Annotated in this window: 14 protein-coding genes, 15 tRNA genes and 1 riboswitch (1 of these 30 only partly in view); of the genes, 23 read left to right on the forward strand and 6 right to left on the reverse strand. The window is 39.1% G+C overall.

Translation table 11 applies throughout. From position 1 onward, the window contains the following. The 15 genes from BAOM_RS02620 to BAOM_RS02690 form a co-directional block, all read left to right on the forward strand. Positions 1 to 67 (forward strand) — tRNA-Leu (locus tag BAOM_RS02620) (it extends 15 nt beyond the left edge of the window). Between the two features lie 7 nt (positions 68 to 74). Continuing rightward, positions 75 to 149: transfer RNA gene (locus tag BAOM_RS02625), tRNA-Gly, on the forward strand. 13 nt (positions 150 to 162) lie between these two features. After that, a tRNA-Leu gene (locus tag BAOM_RS02630) sits at positions 163 to 251 on the forward strand. Positions 252 to 260: 9 nt separating this feature from the next. After that, positions 261 to 337 (forward strand) — tRNA-Arg (locus BAOM_RS02635). A 9-nt stretch (positions 338 to 346) separates the two neighbouring features. Then, a tRNA-Pro gene (locus tag BAOM_RS02640) sits at positions 347 to 423 on the forward strand. A gap of 20 nt (positions 424 to 443) precedes the next feature. Continuing rightward, positions 444 to 519, forward strand: a tRNA-Ala gene (locus BAOM_RS02645). 10 nt (positions 520 to 529) lie between these two features. Further along, a tRNA-Ser gene (locus BAOM_RS02650) sits at positions 530 to 622 on the forward strand. A gap of 15 nt (positions 623 to 637) precedes the next feature. Continuing rightward, positions 638 to 714 (forward strand) — tRNA-Asp (locus BAOM_RS02655). Between the two features lie 20 nt (positions 715 to 734). Next, a tRNA-Gln gene (locus BAOM_RS02660) sits at positions 735 to 806 on the forward strand. 5 nt (positions 807 to 811) lie between these two features. Then, positions 812 to 885: transfer RNA gene (locus tag BAOM_RS02665), tRNA-Cys, on the forward strand. Positions 886 to 894: 9 nt separating this feature from the next. Next, positions 895 to 968 (forward strand) — tRNA-Gly (locus BAOM_RS02670). Between the two features lie 4 nt (positions 969 to 972). Beyond that, positions 973 to 1,049, forward strand: a tRNA-Ile gene (locus BAOM_RS02675). A 17-nt stretch (positions 1,050 to 1,066) separates the two neighbouring features. After that, positions 1,067 to 1,141, forward strand: a tRNA-Asn gene (locus BAOM_RS02680). Positions 1,142 to 1,152: 11 nt separating this feature from the next. Then, a tRNA-Ser gene (locus BAOM_RS02685) sits at positions 1,153 to 1,243 on the forward strand. A gap of 13 nt (positions 1,244 to 1,256) precedes the next feature. Continuing rightward, a tRNA-Arg gene (locus tag BAOM_RS02690) sits at positions 1,257 to 1,330 on the forward strand. 199 nt (positions 1,331 to 1,529) lie between these two features. On the opposite strand, the gene BAOM_RS02695 is transcribed toward BAOM_RS02690, so the two are convergent. Next, complete coding sequence (locus BAOM_RS02695) at positions 1,530 to 1,745, reverse strand: DUF3006 domain-containing protein (protein WP_127758934.1); 216 nt, start codon at positions 1,743 to 1,745, stop codon at positions 1,530 to 1,532. 228 nt (positions 1,746 to 1,973) lie between these two features. Between BAOM_RS02695 and BAOM_RS02700 the strand changes: the two genes are divergently transcribed. Beyond that, complete coding sequence (locus BAOM_RS02700; protein WP_127758935.1) at positions 1,974 to 3,101, forward strand: RNA-guided endonuclease InsQ/TnpB family protein; 1,128 nt, start codon at positions 1,974 to 1,976, stop codon at positions 3,099 to 3,101. Between the two features lie 396 nt (positions 3,102 to 3,497). Here BAOM_RS02700 and BAOM_RS02705 read toward each other — a convergent pair whose 3' ends face one another. Further along, positions 3,498 to 3,983 (reverse strand): QueT transporter family protein, encoded by a 486-nt coding sequence (locus tag BAOM_RS02705; RefSeq protein WP_127758936.1) that lies wholly within the window; start codon positions 3,981 to 3,983, stop codon positions 3,498 to 3,500. A gap of 8 nt (positions 3,984 to 3,991) precedes the next feature. Then, a riboswitch (PreQ1 riboswitch) is annotated at positions 3,992 to 4,036 on the reverse strand. Between the two features lie 225 nt (positions 4,037 to 4,261). Here BAOM_RS02705 and BAOM_RS02710 point away from each other — a divergent pair. Continuing rightward, positions 4,262 to 4,717, forward strand: coding sequence for an N-acetyltransferase (locus BAOM_RS02710; RefSeq protein ID WP_127758937.1), 456 nt, complete (start codon positions 4,262 to 4,264; stop codon positions 4,715 to 4,717). A 249-nt stretch (positions 4,718 to 4,966) separates the two neighbouring features. On the opposite strand, the gene BAOM_RS02715 is transcribed toward BAOM_RS02710, so the two are convergent. Beyond that, positions 4,967 to 6,364: a sigma-54 interaction domain-containing protein gene (locus BAOM_RS02715; protein WP_127758938.1), complete on the reverse strand. Its 1,398-nt coding sequence runs from the start codon at positions 6,362 to 6,364 to the stop codon at positions 4,967 to 4,969. Positions 6,365 to 6,635: 271 nt separating this feature from the next. Between BAOM_RS02715 and BAOM_RS02720 the strand changes: the two genes are divergently transcribed. The 5 genes from BAOM_RS02720 to BAOM_RS02740 all read left to right on the forward strand — a co-directional run bounded on the left by BAOM_RS02720 (position 6,636) and on the right by BAOM_RS02740 (position 15,209). Then, entirely contained in the window at positions 6,636 to 7,961 is a 1,326-nt protein-coding gene (locus tag BAOM_RS02720; protein ID WP_127758939.1) for an aminotransferase family protein, read from the forward strand. 33 nt (positions 7,962 to 7,994) lie between these two features. Continuing rightward, positions 7,995 to 9,449, forward strand: coding sequence for an aldehyde dehydrogenase family protein (locus tag BAOM_RS02725; RefSeq protein WP_127758940.1), 1,455 nt, complete (start codon positions 7,995 to 7,997; stop codon positions 9,447 to 9,449). Positions 9,450 to 9,532: 83 nt separating this feature from the next. Beyond that, the gene (locus BAOM_RS02730) at positions 9,533 to 10,906 is read left to right on the forward strand and encodes an APC family permease (RefSeq protein WP_180319816.1); all 1,374 of its coding nucleotides are present in this window, start codon (positions 9,533 to 9,535) and stop codon (positions 10,904 to 10,906) included. 276 nt (positions 10,907 to 11,182) lie between these two features. Continuing rightward, complete coding sequence (locus tag BAOM_RS02735) at positions 11,183 to 13,210, forward strand: hydantoinase/oxoprolinase family protein (RefSeq protein ID WP_127758942.1); 2,028 nt, start codon at positions 11,183 to 11,185, stop codon at positions 13,208 to 13,210. Positions 13,211 to 13,229: 19 nt separating this feature from the next. Continuing rightward, positions 13,230 to 15,209, forward strand: coding sequence for a hydantoinase B/oxoprolinase family protein (locus BAOM_RS02740; protein ID WP_127758943.1), 1,980 nt, complete (start codon positions 13,230 to 13,232; stop codon positions 15,207 to 15,209). A gap of 81 nt (positions 15,210 to 15,290) precedes the next feature. Here the strand turns inward: BAOM_RS02740 and BAOM_RS02745 are convergent, their stop codons facing one another. The 3 genes from BAOM_RS02745 to BAOM_RS02755 form a co-directional block, all read right to left on the reverse strand. Next, on the reverse strand, positions 15,291 to 16,460 hold the full coding sequence (locus tag BAOM_RS02745) for a polysaccharide deacetylase family protein (protein WP_127758944.1): 1,170 nt from the start codon (positions 16,458 to 16,460) through the stop codon (positions 15,291 to 15,293). Between the two features lie 168 nt (positions 16,461 to 16,628). Beyond that, positions 16,629 to 17,336 (reverse strand): 23S rRNA pseudouridine(2604) synthase RluF, encoded by a 708-nt coding sequence (gene rluF / locus BAOM_RS02750; protein ID WP_127758945.1) that lies wholly within the window; start codon positions 17,334 to 17,336, stop codon positions 16,629 to 16,631. A gap of 88 nt (positions 17,337 to 17,424) precedes the next feature. Further along, positions 17,425 to 18,312 carry a DMT family transporter gene (locus BAOM_RS02755; protein WP_127758946.1) on the reverse strand — a complete coding sequence of 296 codons (888 nt, stop codon included), beginning with the start codon at positions 18,310 to 18,312 and terminating at the stop codon, positions 17,425 to 17,427. Between the two features lie 173 nt (positions 18,313 to 18,485). Between BAOM_RS02755 and BAOM_RS24130 the strand changes: the two genes are divergently transcribed. Next, complete coding sequence (locus BAOM_RS24130) at positions 18,486 to 18,659, forward strand: hypothetical protein (RefSeq protein ID WP_164853114.1); 174 nt, start codon at positions 18,486 to 18,488, stop codon at positions 18,657 to 18,659. Positions 18,660 to 18,933: the final 274 nt, after the last annotated feature.

Here is an 18,933-nt window from a genome sequence, read left to right on the forward strand (position 1 = left end):
TTGGCAGACGCACCAGACTTAGGATCTGGCGCCGTAAGGCGTGGGGGTTCGACTCCCTTCACCCGCATTATTATGCGGAAGTAGTTCAGTGGTAGAATACAACCTTGCCAAGGTTGGGATCTCGGGTTTGAATCCCGTCTTCCACTCCACTTTTCGCAAAGTGCCGGGGTGGCGGAACTGGCAGACGCACAGGACTTAAAATCCTGCGGTAGGTGACTACCGTACCGGTTCGATTCCGGTCCTCGGCACCATTTTAATATGCGCCCGTAGCTCAATTGGATAGAGCGTCTGACTACGGATCAGAAGGTTATGGGTTCGACTCCTTTCGGGCGCGCCATATTATATGCGGGAAGTAGCTCAGCTTGGTAGAGCACTTGGTTTGGGACCAAGGGGTCGCAGGTTCGAATCCTGTCTTCCCGACCATGCTACTTATTAAATGATATGGGGCCTTAGCTCAGCTGGGAGAGCGCCTGCCTTGCACGCAGGAGGTCAGCGGTTCGATCCCGCTAGGCTCCACCATGATTATAACGGAGGTATACCCAAGTCCGGCTGAAGGGATCGGTCTTGAAAACCGACAGGGGGGTCAAACCCCGCGGGGGTTCGAATCCCTCTACCTCCTCCATTTTTTTCTTCATATGGTCCGGTAGTTCAGCTGGTTAGAATGCCTGCCTGTCACGCAGGAGGTCGCGGGTTCGAGTCCCGTCCGGACCGCCATTTGTTTCATTTTTTATTGTTGGGCTATAGCCAAGCGGTAAGGCAGCGGATTTTGATTCCGTCATGCGAAGGTTCGAATCCTTCTAGCCCAGTCAATGGCAGCATAGCCAAGTGGTAAGGCAGAGGTCTGCAAAACCTTTATCCCCGGTTCAAATCCGGGTGTTGCCTCCAATTTTATATGCGGGTGTAGTTTAGTGGTAAAACCTCAGCCTTCCAAGCTGATGATGAGGGTTCGATTCCCTTCACCCGCTCCAAAATGGGCCTATAGCTCAGCTGGTTAGAGCGCACGCCTGATAAGCGTGAGGTCGGTGGTTCGAGTCCACTTAGGCCCACCATTTATATTTTTTATTGTTCCGCAGTAGCTCAGTGGTAGAGCATTCGGCTGTTAACCGAACGGTCGTAGGTTCGAATCCTACCTGCGGAGCCATTTTTTTATGTGGGGAAGTACTCAAGAGGCTGAAGAGGCGCCCCTGCTAAGGGTGTAGGTCGGGTAACCGGCGCGAGGGTTCAAATCCCTCCTTCTCCGCCATACATAGAATCATGCGCCTTTAGCTCAGCAGGATAGAGCAACGGCCTTCTAAGCCGTCGGTCAGAGGTTCGAATCCTCTAAGGCGCGTAATGGACTAATCTTCGTGATTAGTCTTTTTTAATACCCATTTGTTTGGTTGTGAAAAACTTAGCCCATCCTTTTGATTTTGGGAAAATAACCATTCAGTGCATAGTTTTTTAGGACGAAGTTAATCCCTCTTTTATTTTCCTTTTTTGTGCATAGGAAAGGGAAATTATAAACCCCGGCTTTAAAGCAGGGCTAGCCGTCAATCGTCAAATAGCTCATCCATTAAATCTTCAATTTCCTGCTTCAACTTTGCTGTTTCCTTTGTATCGATAGTGATTTTATCGCCATCGAATACAAGAACATCGCCAACAGCGGCTTCTTTTGGCAATTTAGCCTTTTGAATATCCTCCATTGTATCGTTAAATTCAACGACTGCAAAATCTTCCTCAAATCGATCAATAATTCCTTTTTTCATCCAAAATCGGCAAGGATACCCCTACTTCAATCGTGTGAAGGGCGTTAGCCCAACGATAAGTTGGGGAGGAATTGCCGTCAGATACGGTATGGTACGGTGAAAATCGTAAGATTTTGTGCCATATCAAGTATCTGAAACTTCCGCCTTGCCTCCTCCTTCCTCTGTTTAAGTTATTTACTTTCACTAAAAATTGGTATAATTTAGTTAGTGAAAGGTGGTGTGAAAATAATGTCTACCATTACTGCAAAGATACAAATCTATGTTTCCGATAATCAAACTCAAAGTTTAAGGATAACGACTAGTGCTTATCGCAAAGCTTGTAATTGGTTATCGAAACACATATTTGAAACAAAAAACCTAAACCAAACAAGTCTTAATAACTTGTATTATTCTGATTTGCGAAATCAATTTGGACTAAAAAGTCAAATGGCTCAATCCGTGATGAAAACCGTAATCGCTCGTTACAAGTCGGCTAAATCGAATGGACATGAATGGTCTTTGATTGAATTTAAACTTCCTGAATATGACCTTGTATGGAATCGTGATTACTCACTAACTAAAAATCAATTTAGCGTAAATACATTGGATGGTCGTCTAAAGCTAAATTATGAGCGTAAGGCTATGAAGAAATACTTCAATGGTACTTGGAAATTTGGCACTGCTAAATTAGTGCATAAGTACAAGAAGTGGTTCTTGCATATCCCGATGACAAAAGAGTACCCAGTATTAGGCCTAGCAGATGTAAATAGTATTGTCGGTATTGACTTAGGAATTAACTTTCTTGCTACTACTTATGATAGTCAAGGTAAAACCACTTTCTATAATGGCAACATTGTTAAGCATAAGCGTGGTAAGTTTAAAGCTACTCGCAAACAACTCCAAATGCGACAAACACCATCTGCTCGTAAGAAACTAAAACAAATTGGTTCAAGAGAAAACGGTTATGTAACGGATGTAAACCATCAAATTACAAAGGCACTCGTTGATAAATACCCTAGAGGTACTATGTTTGTTTTAGAAGATTTGACAGGTGTTCGTACCGAGACTGAAAAAGTACGAGTGAAAAACCGCTATGTTTCGGTGTCTTGGGCTTTCTACCAGTTCCGTCAAATGCTTGAGTATAAAGCTGAATTGAATGGACATAAGGTGATTGCGGTAGACCCAAAATATACTTCTCAAACTTGCCCTAAATGTGGACACGTTGAGAAAGCGAATCGCAATAAAACACTACACACTTTTAAGTGTAAAAATTGCCAATACCAATCAAATGATGATCGTATTGGCGCTATGAATCTACACCGTAAAGGCATTGAACATATTGGTGTAGTTACCGCAAGAGTACAGCTCTTGCGGTAGGGGCGAAGTCAACCGTCCTTATGTTCCACCAGGCTAAGGTAGGAGAGATTGCTCGTTCGTACTACTGGGGAGGAACAAGCGTAGTTGCTCTCTATGAGGGTAGAAGCACTGTCAAACTCTGACAGACGCAAGCCCCCACTTCAAACAGACCGTAAGGTCGTTAAGTAGCGGGTTGTTGACTATTTCACCGTCTTTATAAATATTTTAGAACTGTTTTGAAATAGTTAGAGTAATGTGATTACGTGTTAATATATTGAGTAGGAATTTGAAAAAAGTACACATTTTAGTAAATTAAGAAAATGTGAAGATATTAAAAATTTACATATTTATTGAAGGGCAGGTATGAAAAAAAGCTGTCATCTTCGAACGGACGAAGTATTGACAGCCTTTTTCTATTTAGGAAATCCATTTTGAAAATTGAATGCGTTTATTCATGGCATATATAATAGGAGCTCCGATTAGCATGACGGTAAACTCTCCAACCGCTGTTGTGAACCAGCTAAGCCAGAACGGAAATCCTAGTGCAAGATGAAGTTCAAGCGCAATCATAAACATCGTGAATGTGAATACGAGAATATTAATGATCATCAACACTTTAATATTCTTAATATAACGTGAAGCAAAAATCACAATGAGTAGTGCTAGTAAGGACTGTCCAACGCCAAAAATTAAATCGTAAGCAGCCATTGGGGAAAATAAATTGGTAATAAACACCCCAGCTACAATTCCGTAAATATACTTTTTGTTGAATACAATCAAATGATTAAACAGTTCAGGAATCCGAAACTGAATTGCGGAAAAAGCAATTGGGTTAATCACAAGTGAGACAGCCACATACAGGGCTGCTAAAATTCCATTGACTATTAATGTTCTGCTATTCATTGTTGACTCTCTCCCTAGTTTTTTATCGTGGGATGGTTTCGAACCACGTTTTTGAGTGAACGCTCAATGATTAATAGTATAGGATGTAAGCTTATTTCGTCAATAGAATAAGGGACTAGTGTTTATTTCCATAGATAGAGCAATGATAAAGGAAATAATTCTGAGTCATTTCATTGTATATTAATAGAAAATTATGATTTCCATGATTGCTTTATTGACTTTTCTGAAATCTAAAGTATGATTTTAATCATAGTTTCTAAAAAAAAGGTGAGATTAATATGGTGAACATTCGGAAGGCTAAAGCAAGTGATGTAGAGGCTATTTATAGCTTGATTAATATGTATGCTCAACAAGGTCTTTTGCTCCCGCGTACCCGCGAGTCATTGTATGAAAATCTTCAGGCTATCTGCGTGGCAACTATTGATGATCAGGTTGTAGGGGCAGCGAGTCTTCATATATTAGGAAAAGATTTATCAGAGATTCGCTCGCTTGTCGTAGCTGAAGAGGCAAAGGGAAGAGGGATAGGCAAATTACTTGTTGAACAGATTGTAGAAGAAACAAGAAAAATTGAAATTAAAAAGCTCATTTCTCTTACTTATCAAGTTACATTTTTTGAAAAATGCGGATTTCAGGTGATTCAGAAAGATGAGATGCCTCAAAAAGTGTGGAAGGACTGTTTGAATTGCAGCAAGTTCCCAACTTGTGATGAAATTGCTATGGCTATATATCTGTAAAAGAGTTGCTATTTAGTATGCTTCTTTGATTGATAAAGGAATCAATTAACAACCACCTTCGAATATTTTTGAGAGGTGGTTCTTTCGTTGTTTAGGAAGTTATAAAATGCTTAAATTGTGGATAAGCGCTTTCAGCCTCTAGTTTCTCAAGGTTGCGGCCTGCCCAGCCGATGAAGTCCAAGAGCGACTTCATCTTCTAGCTTGTAAGCAGCTGTCGCAGAACAAGGCGCTTTCGCTTTTGTTCTGTGTTTAAGGAAGGAGCTGATTTTTATACTTTTTGAGTTTACGAATGACGGACGGTTGGCTGATGCCAAGAAAGGCAGCCATTTTATATGTTGATTTGCATTGTTGATACGCTTTGGAAATGGTCCATTTTTCTACTTTTTCTAAAATAGTTTTAAGATCATAACTTTCAATCATTGTTTGTTCAATAATAAGAGAGGGTTCTTTTTGTGAAGTCGAGCTTTGATCTATGATAGAAGAAGGAAGAGCACTTGGGAAAATCATTGTTTCATCAGTAGTTAAAATAAGTCGTTCAATAAGATTTTCTAATTCGCGTACATTCCCAGGCCATGTATACTGAATTAAAGCTTCATATGTCGAGGAATGTAATTTTTTATTTGTCTTATACTTCTTATTAATTAATTCGAGATAGTGATTAATTAATAAAGCAATATCCTCTTTTCGGTCACGTAAAGAAGGAATATAAAGTGGAATGACGCTTAATCGATAATATAAATCAAGCCGGAATGTCCCCTTTTGAACCATTTCTTCTAAATGTTGATTAGTAGCCGCTGCAAGGCGGAAATCAATATGGTACTCCTTCGTTCCTCCAATTCTTGTGAATTTTTTTTCCTGCAACACCTTTAATAATTTTACTTGAATGGCCAAAGGCAGCTCTCCAATTTCATCTAAAAACAAAGTCCCATTATGGGCTTGTTCAATTAATCCTTGTTTCCCTTGCTTTAGGGCACCAGTAAAAGATCCTGGTTCATAGCCAAACATTTCTGCTTCGAATAAACTTTCGGGTATGGTACTACAATTCACTTCAATAAAAGGTTCCTTTTTGCGATAGCTTTGGTTATGCAGTTTGCGAGCAAACATACTTTTTCCGACACCTGACTCTCCTAAAAACAACACAGTTGCATCTGACTCAGCAACCCGATGAAGCGTTTTTTCAATGTGCTCCATTTTTTTGCTGCGGTAAATAACCCCTGCTTTCCCACGCAGCTCCTTAACTTCTGTTTGATAGCTTTCTATTTTTCTCTTTAATTGCTCATATTGATGTTGAAGGTTATTAATCTCTGTTTGATCTTGGGCATAGCTAATCACTAAAATAATCTTTCCATCATCGTTAAAAATCGGGTAGGCAGTGGCCATCACTACTTTTCCTGTTATCGTATGCTGCATCACTTCAATTGATTTTTTTTCGTTAAGTACCATCGCGGTAATAGATGGAGAAAGAATTCCTTCTGCTTCAAGCTCATAAACAGATTTTCCGACATATTGATCGAGCTCGATTCCATAAACAGCCCAGTGTTGGGGGTTTGTATACAAAATATATCCTTTCTCATCGGTGACAGTAATATTGTTATTCGAAGTATGGATAATTGTATCTAAAATGGTGTTAACGGTAGCATAATTCATAATTTCCCCTCTCTTTCGTCTTTTTTTGTTAAGCCTTTATTAAGAAATTTACAATCCAATTTATGGTTATGATTCAAATATAAATTATAAAGGCGGTAACAATCAAGAAATGAATCATAAATTCCCATTTTTGATTCGAAAATGGATTGTTTTCATAGAATGAGAGACTGAATCGCCTTGTTTTTACATAATTTTTACATAAATTCCTTTTGGCATGAATCTTGCTTAAATATTTTATATATCCACATATTTTTTAGAGAGGGTGTTGTAAATGTTAAAAGACGTAAAGGTAGACAAAGAATTGATGGAGTTAGATAAAAAACATTTTATTCATCCAACATCATCGATTGCCCAGCAGCAAGCAAATGGACCGAGTTTTATTTTTACAGAGGGCAAAGGAATCTATTTAACTGATATTACTGGAAAACAAGTGATTGATGGGATGAGCTCACTTTGGAATGTGAATATTGGACATGGGCGAGAGGAGCTGGCACAAGTGGCTCAAGAGCAAATGTCAAAACTAGCATTTAGTTCATGTTTCGGAACAATTAGTAATGAGCCGGCCATTCGATTAGCTTCGAAACTTGCATCGATTGCTCCAGGAGATTTAAATGCTGTTTTCTTTACTTCTGGTGGATCTGAGTCTAATGATACTGCATTTAAATTAGCTCGCCATTATTGGATTTTAAAAGGGCAGCCGAATCGCCAAAAAATTATATCTCGTACACAGTCCTATCATGGGGTAGCTATGGGAGCGACAAGTGCAACAGGCTTAAAGCCGTTCCGTGATTTCACAAACTCGATTACACCAGACTTTTATCATGTAGATGGTACCTCTAGTGAAGCGTTACGTGAAGCCATTGAACAAGAAGGTCCTGAAACAATTGCAGCTTTTATTACAGAACCTGTGCAAGGTGCAGGCGGTGTAAATATCGCGCCAGAGGGATATCTACAAGAAGTAAGAAAAATCTGTGATGAATATGGTATCCTAATGATTGTAGATGAAGTTATTACAGGATTTGGAAGAACTGGAACGATGTTTGGCGTTAATCATTATGGAGTGGTACCGGATATGATGTGCTTTGCAAAAGGAGTTTCGAGCGGATATGCCCAGTTAGGAGGCGTTCTATTCTCCGAAAAGATGTTTGATGATTTGAAGGAACTGTCGAAAGGGACGCTTCTACATGGTTATACGTACAGTGGCCATCCGACGGCTTGTAGCGTTGCTTTAAAAAATATTGAAATTATTGAACGGGAAAATTTAGTGGAAAATGCAAAACTTATGGGTGAGGAATTACTGAAGGGCTTTAAATATTTACAAAGCAATCATCGAATTGTTGGCGAGGTTCGAGCGCTTGGATTAATTGGCGGCATTGAAATTGTCAAAGATAAATTGACTGGGGCAAGCTTTGAAACACCACTCTCTCCTAAACTTGCAGAGGAAGCTGCGAAACGTGGATTAATTATCCGTACTGTTACTTTTGATCAAGATACGCTCGTCTTTGCTCCTCCTTTAGTCATTAATAAAGCAGAGATTGAAAGAATGATTGATATTTTAGATGAAACGATGTTAGCAGTTGAAAAGGAGCTTTTTTAAGAGGACGAGGAAACAGGAGAGGAAGGGAGAAGGATGATGGATTATTTAAATTACATTGGAGGAAAGTGGACTGAATCGAAGAGCAGAGAGACATATAAGCATTATAATCCAGCGAATCCATCTGAATGTTTAGGAACGACAACTGTTTCTACAGTTGAGGAAGTAGACAGTGCTGTTATACATGCTAAACAAGCCTTTCTTCAATGGAAGCAGCTCTCTCCCGTGACACGGGGAGAGTTTTTGCGAAAAGCAGCTGACCTTTTAGAGCAGCAGACTGAAGAAATAGCAGAAATAGCTACAAAAGAGATGGGCAAGAGATTCGTAGAAATGAAAGGTGAAGTTGCTAGAGCTGCGATGATTTTACGTTATTTTGCACAGGAAGGGATGAGGAAGACGGGGGAACTTCTTCCCTCTATTAATCCTCAAAATACGCTGTATTCGCTCAGGGTTCCTTTAGGCGTTGTTTCTGTCATTACACCATGGAATTTCCCTGTGGCGATTCCGATATGGAAAATAGCACCGGCTCTCGTTTACGGAAATACGGTTGTCTGGAAGCCTGCTCGGGAATCAGGGATTACAGCGGTAAAAATTGCGGAAGTATTTGAAAAAGTGGGTTTACCTGAAGGAGTTTTGAATTTGGTCATGGGAAGCGGAGCGAAAGTGGGGAATGCACTTGTTGAGCATCCGGATACAGCAGCGGTTACCTTTACCGGCTCTAATCAAGTTGGGCAAGAGATTGCTTCTAAAGCAGTGGCACAAAACAAAAAATTCCAACTAGAGCTTGGAGGGAAAAATCCTGCTGTTGTTCTAGCGGATGCTGATTTAGATTTGGCGGCTAAGCTGACGATTGAAGGAGCTATGAAGCAAACAGGTCAGCGCTGTACAGCAACAAGCCGAGTGTATGTAGAGCAGTCTATTTACGATACATTTGTAGACAAGCTATTGACTGAAGTAAAGCAAATTAAAGTGGGAGATGGACTAGACGAAACAGTAAATATGGGACCGGTAGCCTCTAAAAATCAATTTGATACAGTTTCTTCTTATATAGCGAAAGGAGTTGAAGAAGGAGCCCAATTGCTTTTCGGTGGCAAATGTTTAGAGGGACCAACATTTAACGAAGGTTATTTTATTGAACCGACGATTTTCGGACAAGTAACAAATGAGATGGCTATTGCAAGGGAGGAGATTTTTGGACCTGTTTTAGCTGTAGTAAAAGTAGCAGATTATTCGGAAGCACTCGCTAAAGCGAATGATACGATGTATGGATTAAGTGCTTCGTTGTTTACAACAAGCTTGGACAAAGCCTTCCATTTTATTAAAAATAGTGAAGTCGGAATGGTCCAAATTAATGGGGAAACAGGTGGGGCAGAACCACAAGCTCCATTTGGAGGAATGAAAGAATCAAGCTCTGGTACGAGAGAACAAGGACAAGCTGCTGTTGAATTCTTTACGGCTTATAAAACTGTTTCGATTACTTCTTCTTTGTAGAAGACATTATTGATTAATAGGAAATCTTTTGGGGAGGGATTACTATTAGGGAGCAAAAAAATCTCAATAAAGTCCTTTCGAGGATGGATATTTTATTTCTTGCTTTTGGAGCGATGATTGGTTGGGGATGGGTCGTCTTATCTGGTAATTGGATAGGATCAGCAGGAACACTTGGGGCGATGATCGCCTTTGTCATTGGTGGAGTATTAGTAATATTCGTTGGTCTGACATATGCGGAACTAGCCTCGGCTATGCCGACAACAGGTGGAGCGCTTATTTACGTACTGAGAGGAGTAGGCCCTAAAGCTGCGTTCGTGGCATCTTGGGCCTTAGCACTCGGTTATATTTCGGTTGTGGCTTTTGAGGCTGTGGCTTTGCCAACTGTTGTCGAATATATCTTTCCTAATTATAAGGTTGGATATATGTATACTATAACTGGATATGATGTCTATTTATCTTGGGTACTTGTTGGAGTAGCCGGTTCTATATTCGTTACGATTATTAATTACTTTGGGATGAAATCAGCGGCTATCCTTCAAATGGTTTTAACGATTGTAATAGCGCTTATTGGGTTAATGTTAATTTTTGGAGCGACTATTACGAGTGATTTTTCAAATGCAGAACCACTGTTTGTTGGTGGAACCGCAGGAGTCATCGCTGTTCTCGTTATGACACCGTTCATGTTTGTTGGCTTTGATGTCATTCCTCAAACGGCGGAAGAAATGAATGTACCTCCTAAATCAATCGGAAAGATCCTCATTACATCTGTTGGTTTTGCTGTATTCTTCTATGTAGCCGTGATTTTTGCAGTCGGAATTTCTTTGGATAAGGGCGTACTTAGCAGTTCGGTTTTACCGACAGCAGATGCTATGGCTGCAGTTTATGGTTCCAGTCTTTTTGCTACTATTTTAATTCTGGGCGGTGTAGCTGGAATTTTGACAAGTTGGAACGCCTTTATTATTGGAGGCAGTCGCGTGCTTTATTCGATGGCAGAAAAGAAGATGATTCCAGCTTGGTTCGGTAAGTTACACCCTAAAAATAATACTCCGACTAATGCTATTTTATTTATAGGTGCTTTATCGACGATTGCTCCATTGCTGGGCAGACCGATGTTAGTATGGTTGGTTGATGCAGGGGGCCTTGCCATCGTTATTGCTTACTTCTGTGTGGCACTTGCCTTTGTAAAATTACGCAAGAATGAGCCTGATATGGTGCGTCCTTTCCGTGCTGGGAAATCAAATGCGGTAGGCTGGATTGCTTTTATATTAAGTATAGGTTTCATTTCCTTATACTTACCTGGAATGCCGGCAGCGCTCATTTGGCCATATGAGTGGCTAATCTTTGCAGGCTGGTGGGGAATTGGATTCTTCCTTATGTTTATCATGAGAGCGAACTATAACCGTGACACAATGACATACACAGAGGCAGTGAATGAGCCTAGTGAAAAAGTTCAGTAATAGGTTATATGTTATCGAAGACTCTTATGAAAAACGATCAAACTTATCATGCACTTTAACAAATCTCTTTCTTCAATAATGTTGGACAAGAAGGAGATTACATCCACATTTATACCTCTACACACAAAATTTATACTACTTACATGAATCATTTCAATAAGATGACTACAAAAATATCAATCACTTAGTATAGGTCCTATCGACTGATCATTCTAAAAATAGACTATCAACAACGTTATTTAACAGAACCTAAAAATAAAAAGGTGGGAAGCTAATATGACTCAAACTCGACTAGCAATTGATGTAGGTGGCACATTTACAGATGTATTTGTTTTTGATGAGCAGACAGGAAAGGTTTTTGTAACGAAAACATCATCAACACCTTCGAATCCAGAGCGTGGAATTTTAGATGGAATTGAAAAAGCTCAGTTAAATGGTCAAGATATTAAAATCTTTTCCCATGGTACAACCGTTGGTACGAATGCATTAATTGAAAGAAAGCTGCCTAAAACGGCACTTATTACGACAAAAGGTTTTCGGGATGTTCCAGAGATTCGACGCGGAACAAAGCTTGACATATGGGATATGTATCAAGATACTTCAAAACCTTATATTCCAAGAAGAGATCGGTTTGAAGTAACAGAAAGAACGGATTATGACGGTAACGTGCTTACTGAAATTGATGAAGAAGAAGTTCGTCAGCTTGCTAGAAAACTAGATAAGCGCGGTACGGAGTCCATTGCGGTTTGTTTTATAAATGCTTATGTGAATGGCGCGAACGAGGCACGAGTAAAAGAAATTATCCAAGAAGAATTACCGAATGTTTACATTTGTACATCGAGTGAAGTATTGCCAGAGATTTTTGAGCATGAGCGCATGAGTACAACGATTATTAATGCAGTGTTAGGGCCGATTATTAGTAAATATATTCATAATTTAGAGGGGGAAATGGAGAAGAAAGGGTATGAAGGAGATATTCTAGTTCTACACTCTGGTGGCGGTGTCATGACGTCTAGTACAGTTCCACGTTATGCTGCAAGGCTTGCAAGCTCGGGTATTGCTGCCGGTGCAATCGCCAGTAAGCATATTGCCAAACTTTGTGGTTTTAATCATGCGATTGGACTTGATATGGGAGGGACGAGTACAGATATTTCTCTTATGTATGATGGCGATATTAGGATTACAAAAGATTGGTACATTGAATATGGGTATCCAATTGGGTTTCCGAGTATCGAAATTTTGACAATTGGAGCTGGTGGAGGAAGTTTAGCGTGGGTGGATGAAGGCGGTTCTCTCAGAAACGGACCACAAAGTGCTGGTGCAGTTCCCGGGCCTGCTTGTTATCAAAGAGGAGGAACGGAAGCAACCAACTCCGATGCCAATTTAGTTCTTGGCCGTCTTGGAGTCGATTTATTAGATGGAACTATGAAGTTGGATAAGGAAAAAGCAAGACAAGCTGTTGAAAAGATTGCCAAGCAGTTTAATTATACAGTTGAAGAGGCTGCTAATGCGATTATTCAAGTGGCTAATGCTAACATGTGTGATGCATTGAGATTAATCTCGGTAAGACGTGGCTATGATCCACGTGACTTTGCTCTTGTTGCTTTTGGAGGGGCTGGGCCGTTACATGGTGCTCAGTTAGCAAAAGATATGGATATTCCAACTATCATTGTTCCGCCTCATCCTGGTGTTGCCGCTGCCATGGGCTGCTTATTAGTAGATGTTCGTCATGACATTTCAAAAACATATGTGAAGAATATTCATCATGTTTCACTTGAAGAATTAGAGAATGAATTCAGCGGTATGGAACAAGAGGCTGAAAAATTATTAGAAGAGGAAGGCGTTGGAAGTGATCAGTCCACACTTATGCGTTATGTGGATATGAGATACAAGGGGCAATGGCGCTCATTAGCTATACCAGTCAGTGATAAACTTCAATCATTAGACAGCGTATTAGAGGCTTTTCACCAAGAACATCAACGTGAATTTGCCTTTTCAGATGATAAACAATTAGTTGAAATTTATGGTTTGCGAGTCACTGTCATCGGAACGGTACCGAAACCAGAGTTTCCGAAGTATGGACCAGCGGGCACACTGGAGAGTGCTTTAAAAGAAGTGAGAGATGTTTATTTCGATGGAAAGTTTGTCCCTGCAAATGTCTATAACCGTGAGGATATTCCTGTTCTTTCTGAAATTCAAGGACCGGCTATTATTGATCAGTTGGATACAACGACGGTAATCCCGCCAGGCTTTACTGCGAAAGTAGATGTGTATAGAAACTTAATTATATCGGTAAACAAATAAGACGAGGGGTGAAATAGCTATGAATAGACCTGAACTGATTCAAAAGGAAACGACTAATCGCTTGGATCCTGTTACATTCGAGGTATTAAAAAACGGTTTTATCAATCTTGTAGATCAAATGGCCGAACAAATACTAAGGACCTGTTATTCATTTGTTATTTATAACCGCGATTTCAGTTGTGCTCTTTGTGATGCTGAGGGAAACACAGTAATGCAAGGAACACAAGATATTTCTGTACACGTTGGGACCCTGCATTTAACCGCCAAAGCTGTCTTAGAGGATTTTGGTGAGGATATTCATCCTGGGGACGCTTTTTTAGTTAATGATCCATACCGGGGAGGTACCCATTTTAATGATACGCGTGTAGTATTACCGGTCTTTCATGATGATCGCTTAATTGCATTCATGCAAACAAATGGTCACTGGGCAGATATGGGAGGGACAACTCCAGGTTCTTTTGATGTTACCGCAAAGGAGCATTATGGAGAGGGCGTTAGAATTCCACCTGTTCGCATTTATAGCAAAGGTAGATACTTAGCGGATATTGTAAATCTTATAGCGTTGAATATGCGTGTTCCGGAAGAAAGAATTGGAGATCTTCGCTCACAAGTTGAGGCAGCAAAAGTAGGGCAGGCTCAGCTTCTTGAAATCATTAGGAAATATGGTTTAGAAACAACATTAATTGCTTTTGAAGAAGTTCAAGACTATGTTGAGCGTTTAGCTAAAACAAAAATAAAATCTTTGCCAAAAGGAACATGGGAAACGGTAGATTACATTGATATGGACCCGGAAGTAGGCGATGGTCTTATTCCAATTCAAGTAAAGATGACTATTTCAGATGAGGAAATTTTATACGATTTAACAGGTTCTCATCCTTATATCGGCTGTTTTCTGAATTCAGGATTCGGTGCCTCTTTATCAGCCGCCTATGCAGGGACAAAAACATTCTTTCCAGAAATTCCTCTAAATTCAGGATTTTATCGAGTTGTTAAAGTAATTTTACCGGAGAATTCTGTTGTAAATGCTCCAAGCCCTATCGCTGTAACCGGTTTTTGTTCAGGAACATTTGAGAAGATTATGAATGCTTGCTTTGAACTTTGGTCGAACATTATGCCAGAAAGAGCTCTTGCCTGTTCTTTCAATCTAGAATATTTATTGATTGGCGGCAATGATTTAAGAAATGAACAAAATCAATATTTTATGTGGTACGACTGGATGGCCGGCGGACATGGCGGTCGTTATGATCGAGATGGAGCAAATGCAACTTCGCCAGTGTTTGGAGTAGGTTTAAGTGTTCAGCCGTGTGAAGGCCAAGAACGATTATCTCCGGTCATTACGACTAAACATGAAATTATTACTGATTCAGCAGGCCCTGGTAAATATCGTGGTGGTTGTGGGGTTGAAAAAGGCGGCGTTTTAACAGAAATAAAAAATACGGTTATGTCCTATTGTTGTGACAGGTCTCGTTCCCTGACATGGGGGATTTTTGGAGGGCTTCCTTCTTATCCACATGGAGCATGGTTAAATCCTGGAAGAGAGGATGAACAATTTTTAGGAACCATTTTTTCAAATGTAGAAGTAAAAAGCGGTGACTCCTTTGTCAGACCTTCTGCAGGTGGAGGTGGATTGGGGGATGCTCTTGAAAGAGATGTAGAAGCCGTCTTAGAAGATGTGATTGATGAATATGTTTCGGTTGAAAGAGCAAAAAAAGATTATGGAGTTGTCATTAAAGAGATTGATCGAGATCTTGATTTGTTTGAAATTGACTATGAAGCAACAAAAAGAGAGCGAGAGTTTATAAGAAATAATCGTAAAAGTTGGCTAGAGCTCAATCCACTTATAGTAGAAAAACAATTCCAAAATGGAGAGATTGATAAATTAGATGTTATTCGCCGTTTTGGAGTCATTATGGATTATGCAACTAATACAGTTTTACTAAAATCAACAGAACAATTCAGACAATCTTTGAGAAAACGTTCCCTAGCTTATTGGAAGTAATCGTTAAGTGATAAAATAACAGACTGCAGCTTGAGCTGCAGTCTGTTATGCATGTTTATAGTGTTGCATCTGCCTAGTTAGTTATTGTAGATTTACAATCTTTAAATCTTCTTTTTGTAAATGTTTAATAATGTCAGGTAAGGCCTCAACAACGGCTGATGATTCATGCAGAAGAATAATCGATCCGGATGTTTTAGAACTTTTCACTACTGTAAGAATTTTTTTTGCATTGCGGCTTTCCCAATCTCTAGTATCAATACTCCAAATAACCATCTTCTGACTGTATTTTTTAGTTAGTTTACTTGTATTTAGATTTTTAGCACCATAAGGTGGCCGAAACAGAGTGACAGGTTCCTTCGTGATTTTTTCAATGATGGTATTGGCTTGTGTTAGTTCTTTTTCTTGTTTTTGATAAGAAAGACTTGTGAATTTTGGGTGATTCATAGAATGGCTGCCGATTGAAAAACCATTCCTTTTCGTGTATTTTACATCTTCAGGCCGGTTTTTCACGTTTGTTCCAATATAGAAAAACGTACCGCCTACTTTATATTTTTTTAAAATGTTTACTATTTTCTTAGAATATTTAGAAGGGCCATCATCGAAAGTAAGAGCTACGTAACCTCTAGGGACGGTATAGTTCATCGATTTTTTTAGCTTTATAGCAGGCTGTTGAATGCTCTCTTTTTCTTCAGGTATTACAGAGGCTGCTGTTACGACTATCTTATTATTTAATGCTTCGGCTTTCACAGGTTTAGTTTCATTCAATCCTAGAAATGCGAAGAGACTCATAATAAAGACTGCCATCCAGGCCAGCTTAGGAGAAAGAAAGGGTATATATGTAGTCTTTTGTTTGCTGGTTATCTCTTTGTCTTGCTTAAGTGAATGTGGACTAGATAAGAAGGGTAGGGCATGAAGCTGTTTGATTTGCTGAATAGGTTTCAGTAAGTTCAAGTTTTGACTATATTCTTTTGAACATGAAAAAAATTTTTTATTACTTTTGCCAAGATAGGTTCGAGTGATGCAGCTCACCTTTTTCTTTTTTAGAGCATCCCAAGAGTGATAAAAGGATAGGTAATATTTAGCGCCGGTTTCAAACTTAGCTCTAGCTTGTAAACTGTTAGCTGTTGTTTCATCAACTTCCCAAACTAGTTCGATTTCTTGGTCCAATAGTAATCGGATGTGTAAAAAAAATTGACCGCTTTCCTTTTGTATAGCTAAAAGTTCTACTCTCTTTTCATTACAGACTGACATAACTATCCCCCTTTTTTTAACCACTTTATAGGTATATTTGTTGATTCTTTAGTTGAATCGTTATATCCTGCAACATTACATAAAATTTATTGAATTTTCAGAAAAAAGTGTACATAAAAAGAGATCAGAAGCGATGCTGATCTCTTGAAAAGGGGAGTATATCGTTATTCAACGTTGTCTAGGAGTATAATTCAATTGTTTAAATAAATCACTCAGCTCTTCTTTCGTTAAATCACGCCATTGACCGACAGCGAGACCATCTAAGCGAATATTCATAATACGTGTTCTCTGTAAGCTTCGTACCTGATAACCTAAAGCTGAGCACATGCGCCGAATTTGACGGTTTAGCCCTTGCGTTAAAATAATTTTGAACACATATTTAGACAATTGGGTGACTTTACAAGGCAAGGTTACCGTGTCCAAAATTTCTACGCCTGCAGCCATTTTTTTGAGAAACGCAGGGGTAATAGGCTGGTCGACCGTTACGATATATTCTTTTTCATGCTTACCTTCACTTCGCAAAATTTCATTTACGATGTCACCGTCATTTGTTAGTAAAATTAAGCCATCTGAATCTTTATCGAGTCGACCGATATGAAAAATTCGAAGCGGATGGTTAACAAAGTCCACAATATTGCCTTTAATATGCCTTTCTGTTGTACTTGTAATGCCAACAGGTTTATTAAGAGCAATATAGACATATTGCTGCTCAATTATAATCGGTTTTCCATCTACACGTACATCATCGCCAGGTTCAGCTTGACTTCCTAGCTCCGCAACAACTCCGTTAATGGTTACGCGACCTTCTGCAATCCATTTATCTGCTCCACGTCTGGAGGTAATTCCTGACTCACTAATATATTTATTAATCCGCAAAAACAGCACACCTTTTTTCATTAAATTTTGTTACATTACAAAAGATAACGTAAACGCCCCTCTTTATTCAAGGGGCGTTCCGTTATTATTAAGAATTCGTACTCTGTAGTTTGGCTTTCTGACTAGATAGGTAAACTCCAATAAAGACAAGCAGGCCGCCGACAATTTGTACAAGTGTAATCGTTTGTCCTAAAATTAAACTTAAAATAGCGGTAAAAACAGCAATTAAGTTAAGATAAATCCCGGCTTGGCTAGCATTAATATGGCGTAACGAGCTATTCCAAAAAATAAAGGAACCAACAGATGGAAAGAGAGCAATATACAAAATACCAATAATGGCTTGGTTACTAAGCTGATAATTAAACTCGGAAAAAAGAACAAATGGCAATAAAGTGATAAGTCCTAGAATAACAGATATAGATGTCCCGGAAATGGGGGGAATATTTTTAAGTTTTTTTCCGATAATTGAATAAAATGTCCAGACGAGAATGGCCGCAATCATTAATACATCACCTTTGTTATAGGTAAGGTGAAGAACTTCTTGAAGCTGCCCTTTCGTTAACACGAGTAAAACACCTAATAAGGAAATGAGCAGGCCAATTCCGTTTTTTAGAGAAATTCGCTCTCGTAATAAAAACGCAGAAAAAAATACGATAACAGCTGGATTAATAGAATTAACGAGTGCTGCGTTCAGTGGAGTTGTGTATTTCAGTGCCCAATAAAGGAGAAGGTTGTAGCTAATAATTCCGAGTACACCCATAATCCAGAGAATTTTCCACTGCTTCCACACTTGTTTCCAATGAGGGCGTTCAATCCAGTGGGCAATCGGAATTAATAAGAACGTTGCAAGTAGCCAACGTGAGAAGGTTAATTGTATAGGCGACATTTCGTTTATGACATATTTACCAAATACATAATTGCCAGCCCAAAACAAGTTGGCCAAAACTAAAAATAAAATAACTAATGATTTGTTCATTCGCAAACGCGACCTTTCTAAAAAAGTAAGTAGTTTTGCATCTATTCAAACAATATAGCAAAATAGGAAAAAGTTTTCAATTGAGATTATGAGATGCAGGGATCAGTATCTTTGTTTGGTGTTTTCGCTTATAATGAAGATAGGTCAGATGAAAGTTAAAAGGAGACAATAGCATGTCTGAAACTAAAAAGATGAGTTTGGCGGATGCCATTAAGCAGAAGTTGGCACAAAAGCAAGCTCAGACAACAGCAGGAACAAAAGAAACAGGAGTTGTAAAGACCGCTAAGCCACTAAAAAATCAATTAACTAAAAAACCAAACAACCAACGAAAACGTATGGGGGTTTGACCGAAGAAAAACCTCATTGAGAAGACAGTCAATGGGGATTTTTTGTATCATTAGACTACGGATTATCCCAGTTTTTGAGATTTAAGTTTAGGATGTTTGTAGCTGGTTACCTGTGTAAAAATCTGTTAATTTTATAGTGTGTATTTTGGAAATTACGTATCATTTTTATTAAAATCTTTACAGAAGTGCAATTTCTGTGTTGAAAATGTAAAGGTTGTGACATCGTATAACAAACCTATTTTGTTAAAATAATGATTTAAAAGTGGATTTTTAC

Origin of the sequence: Peribacillus asahii (genome assembly GCF_004006295.1) — a bacterium.
Classification (GTDB): domain Bacteria; phylum Bacillota; class Bacilli; order Bacillales; family DSM-1321; genus Peribacillus; species Peribacillus asahii_A.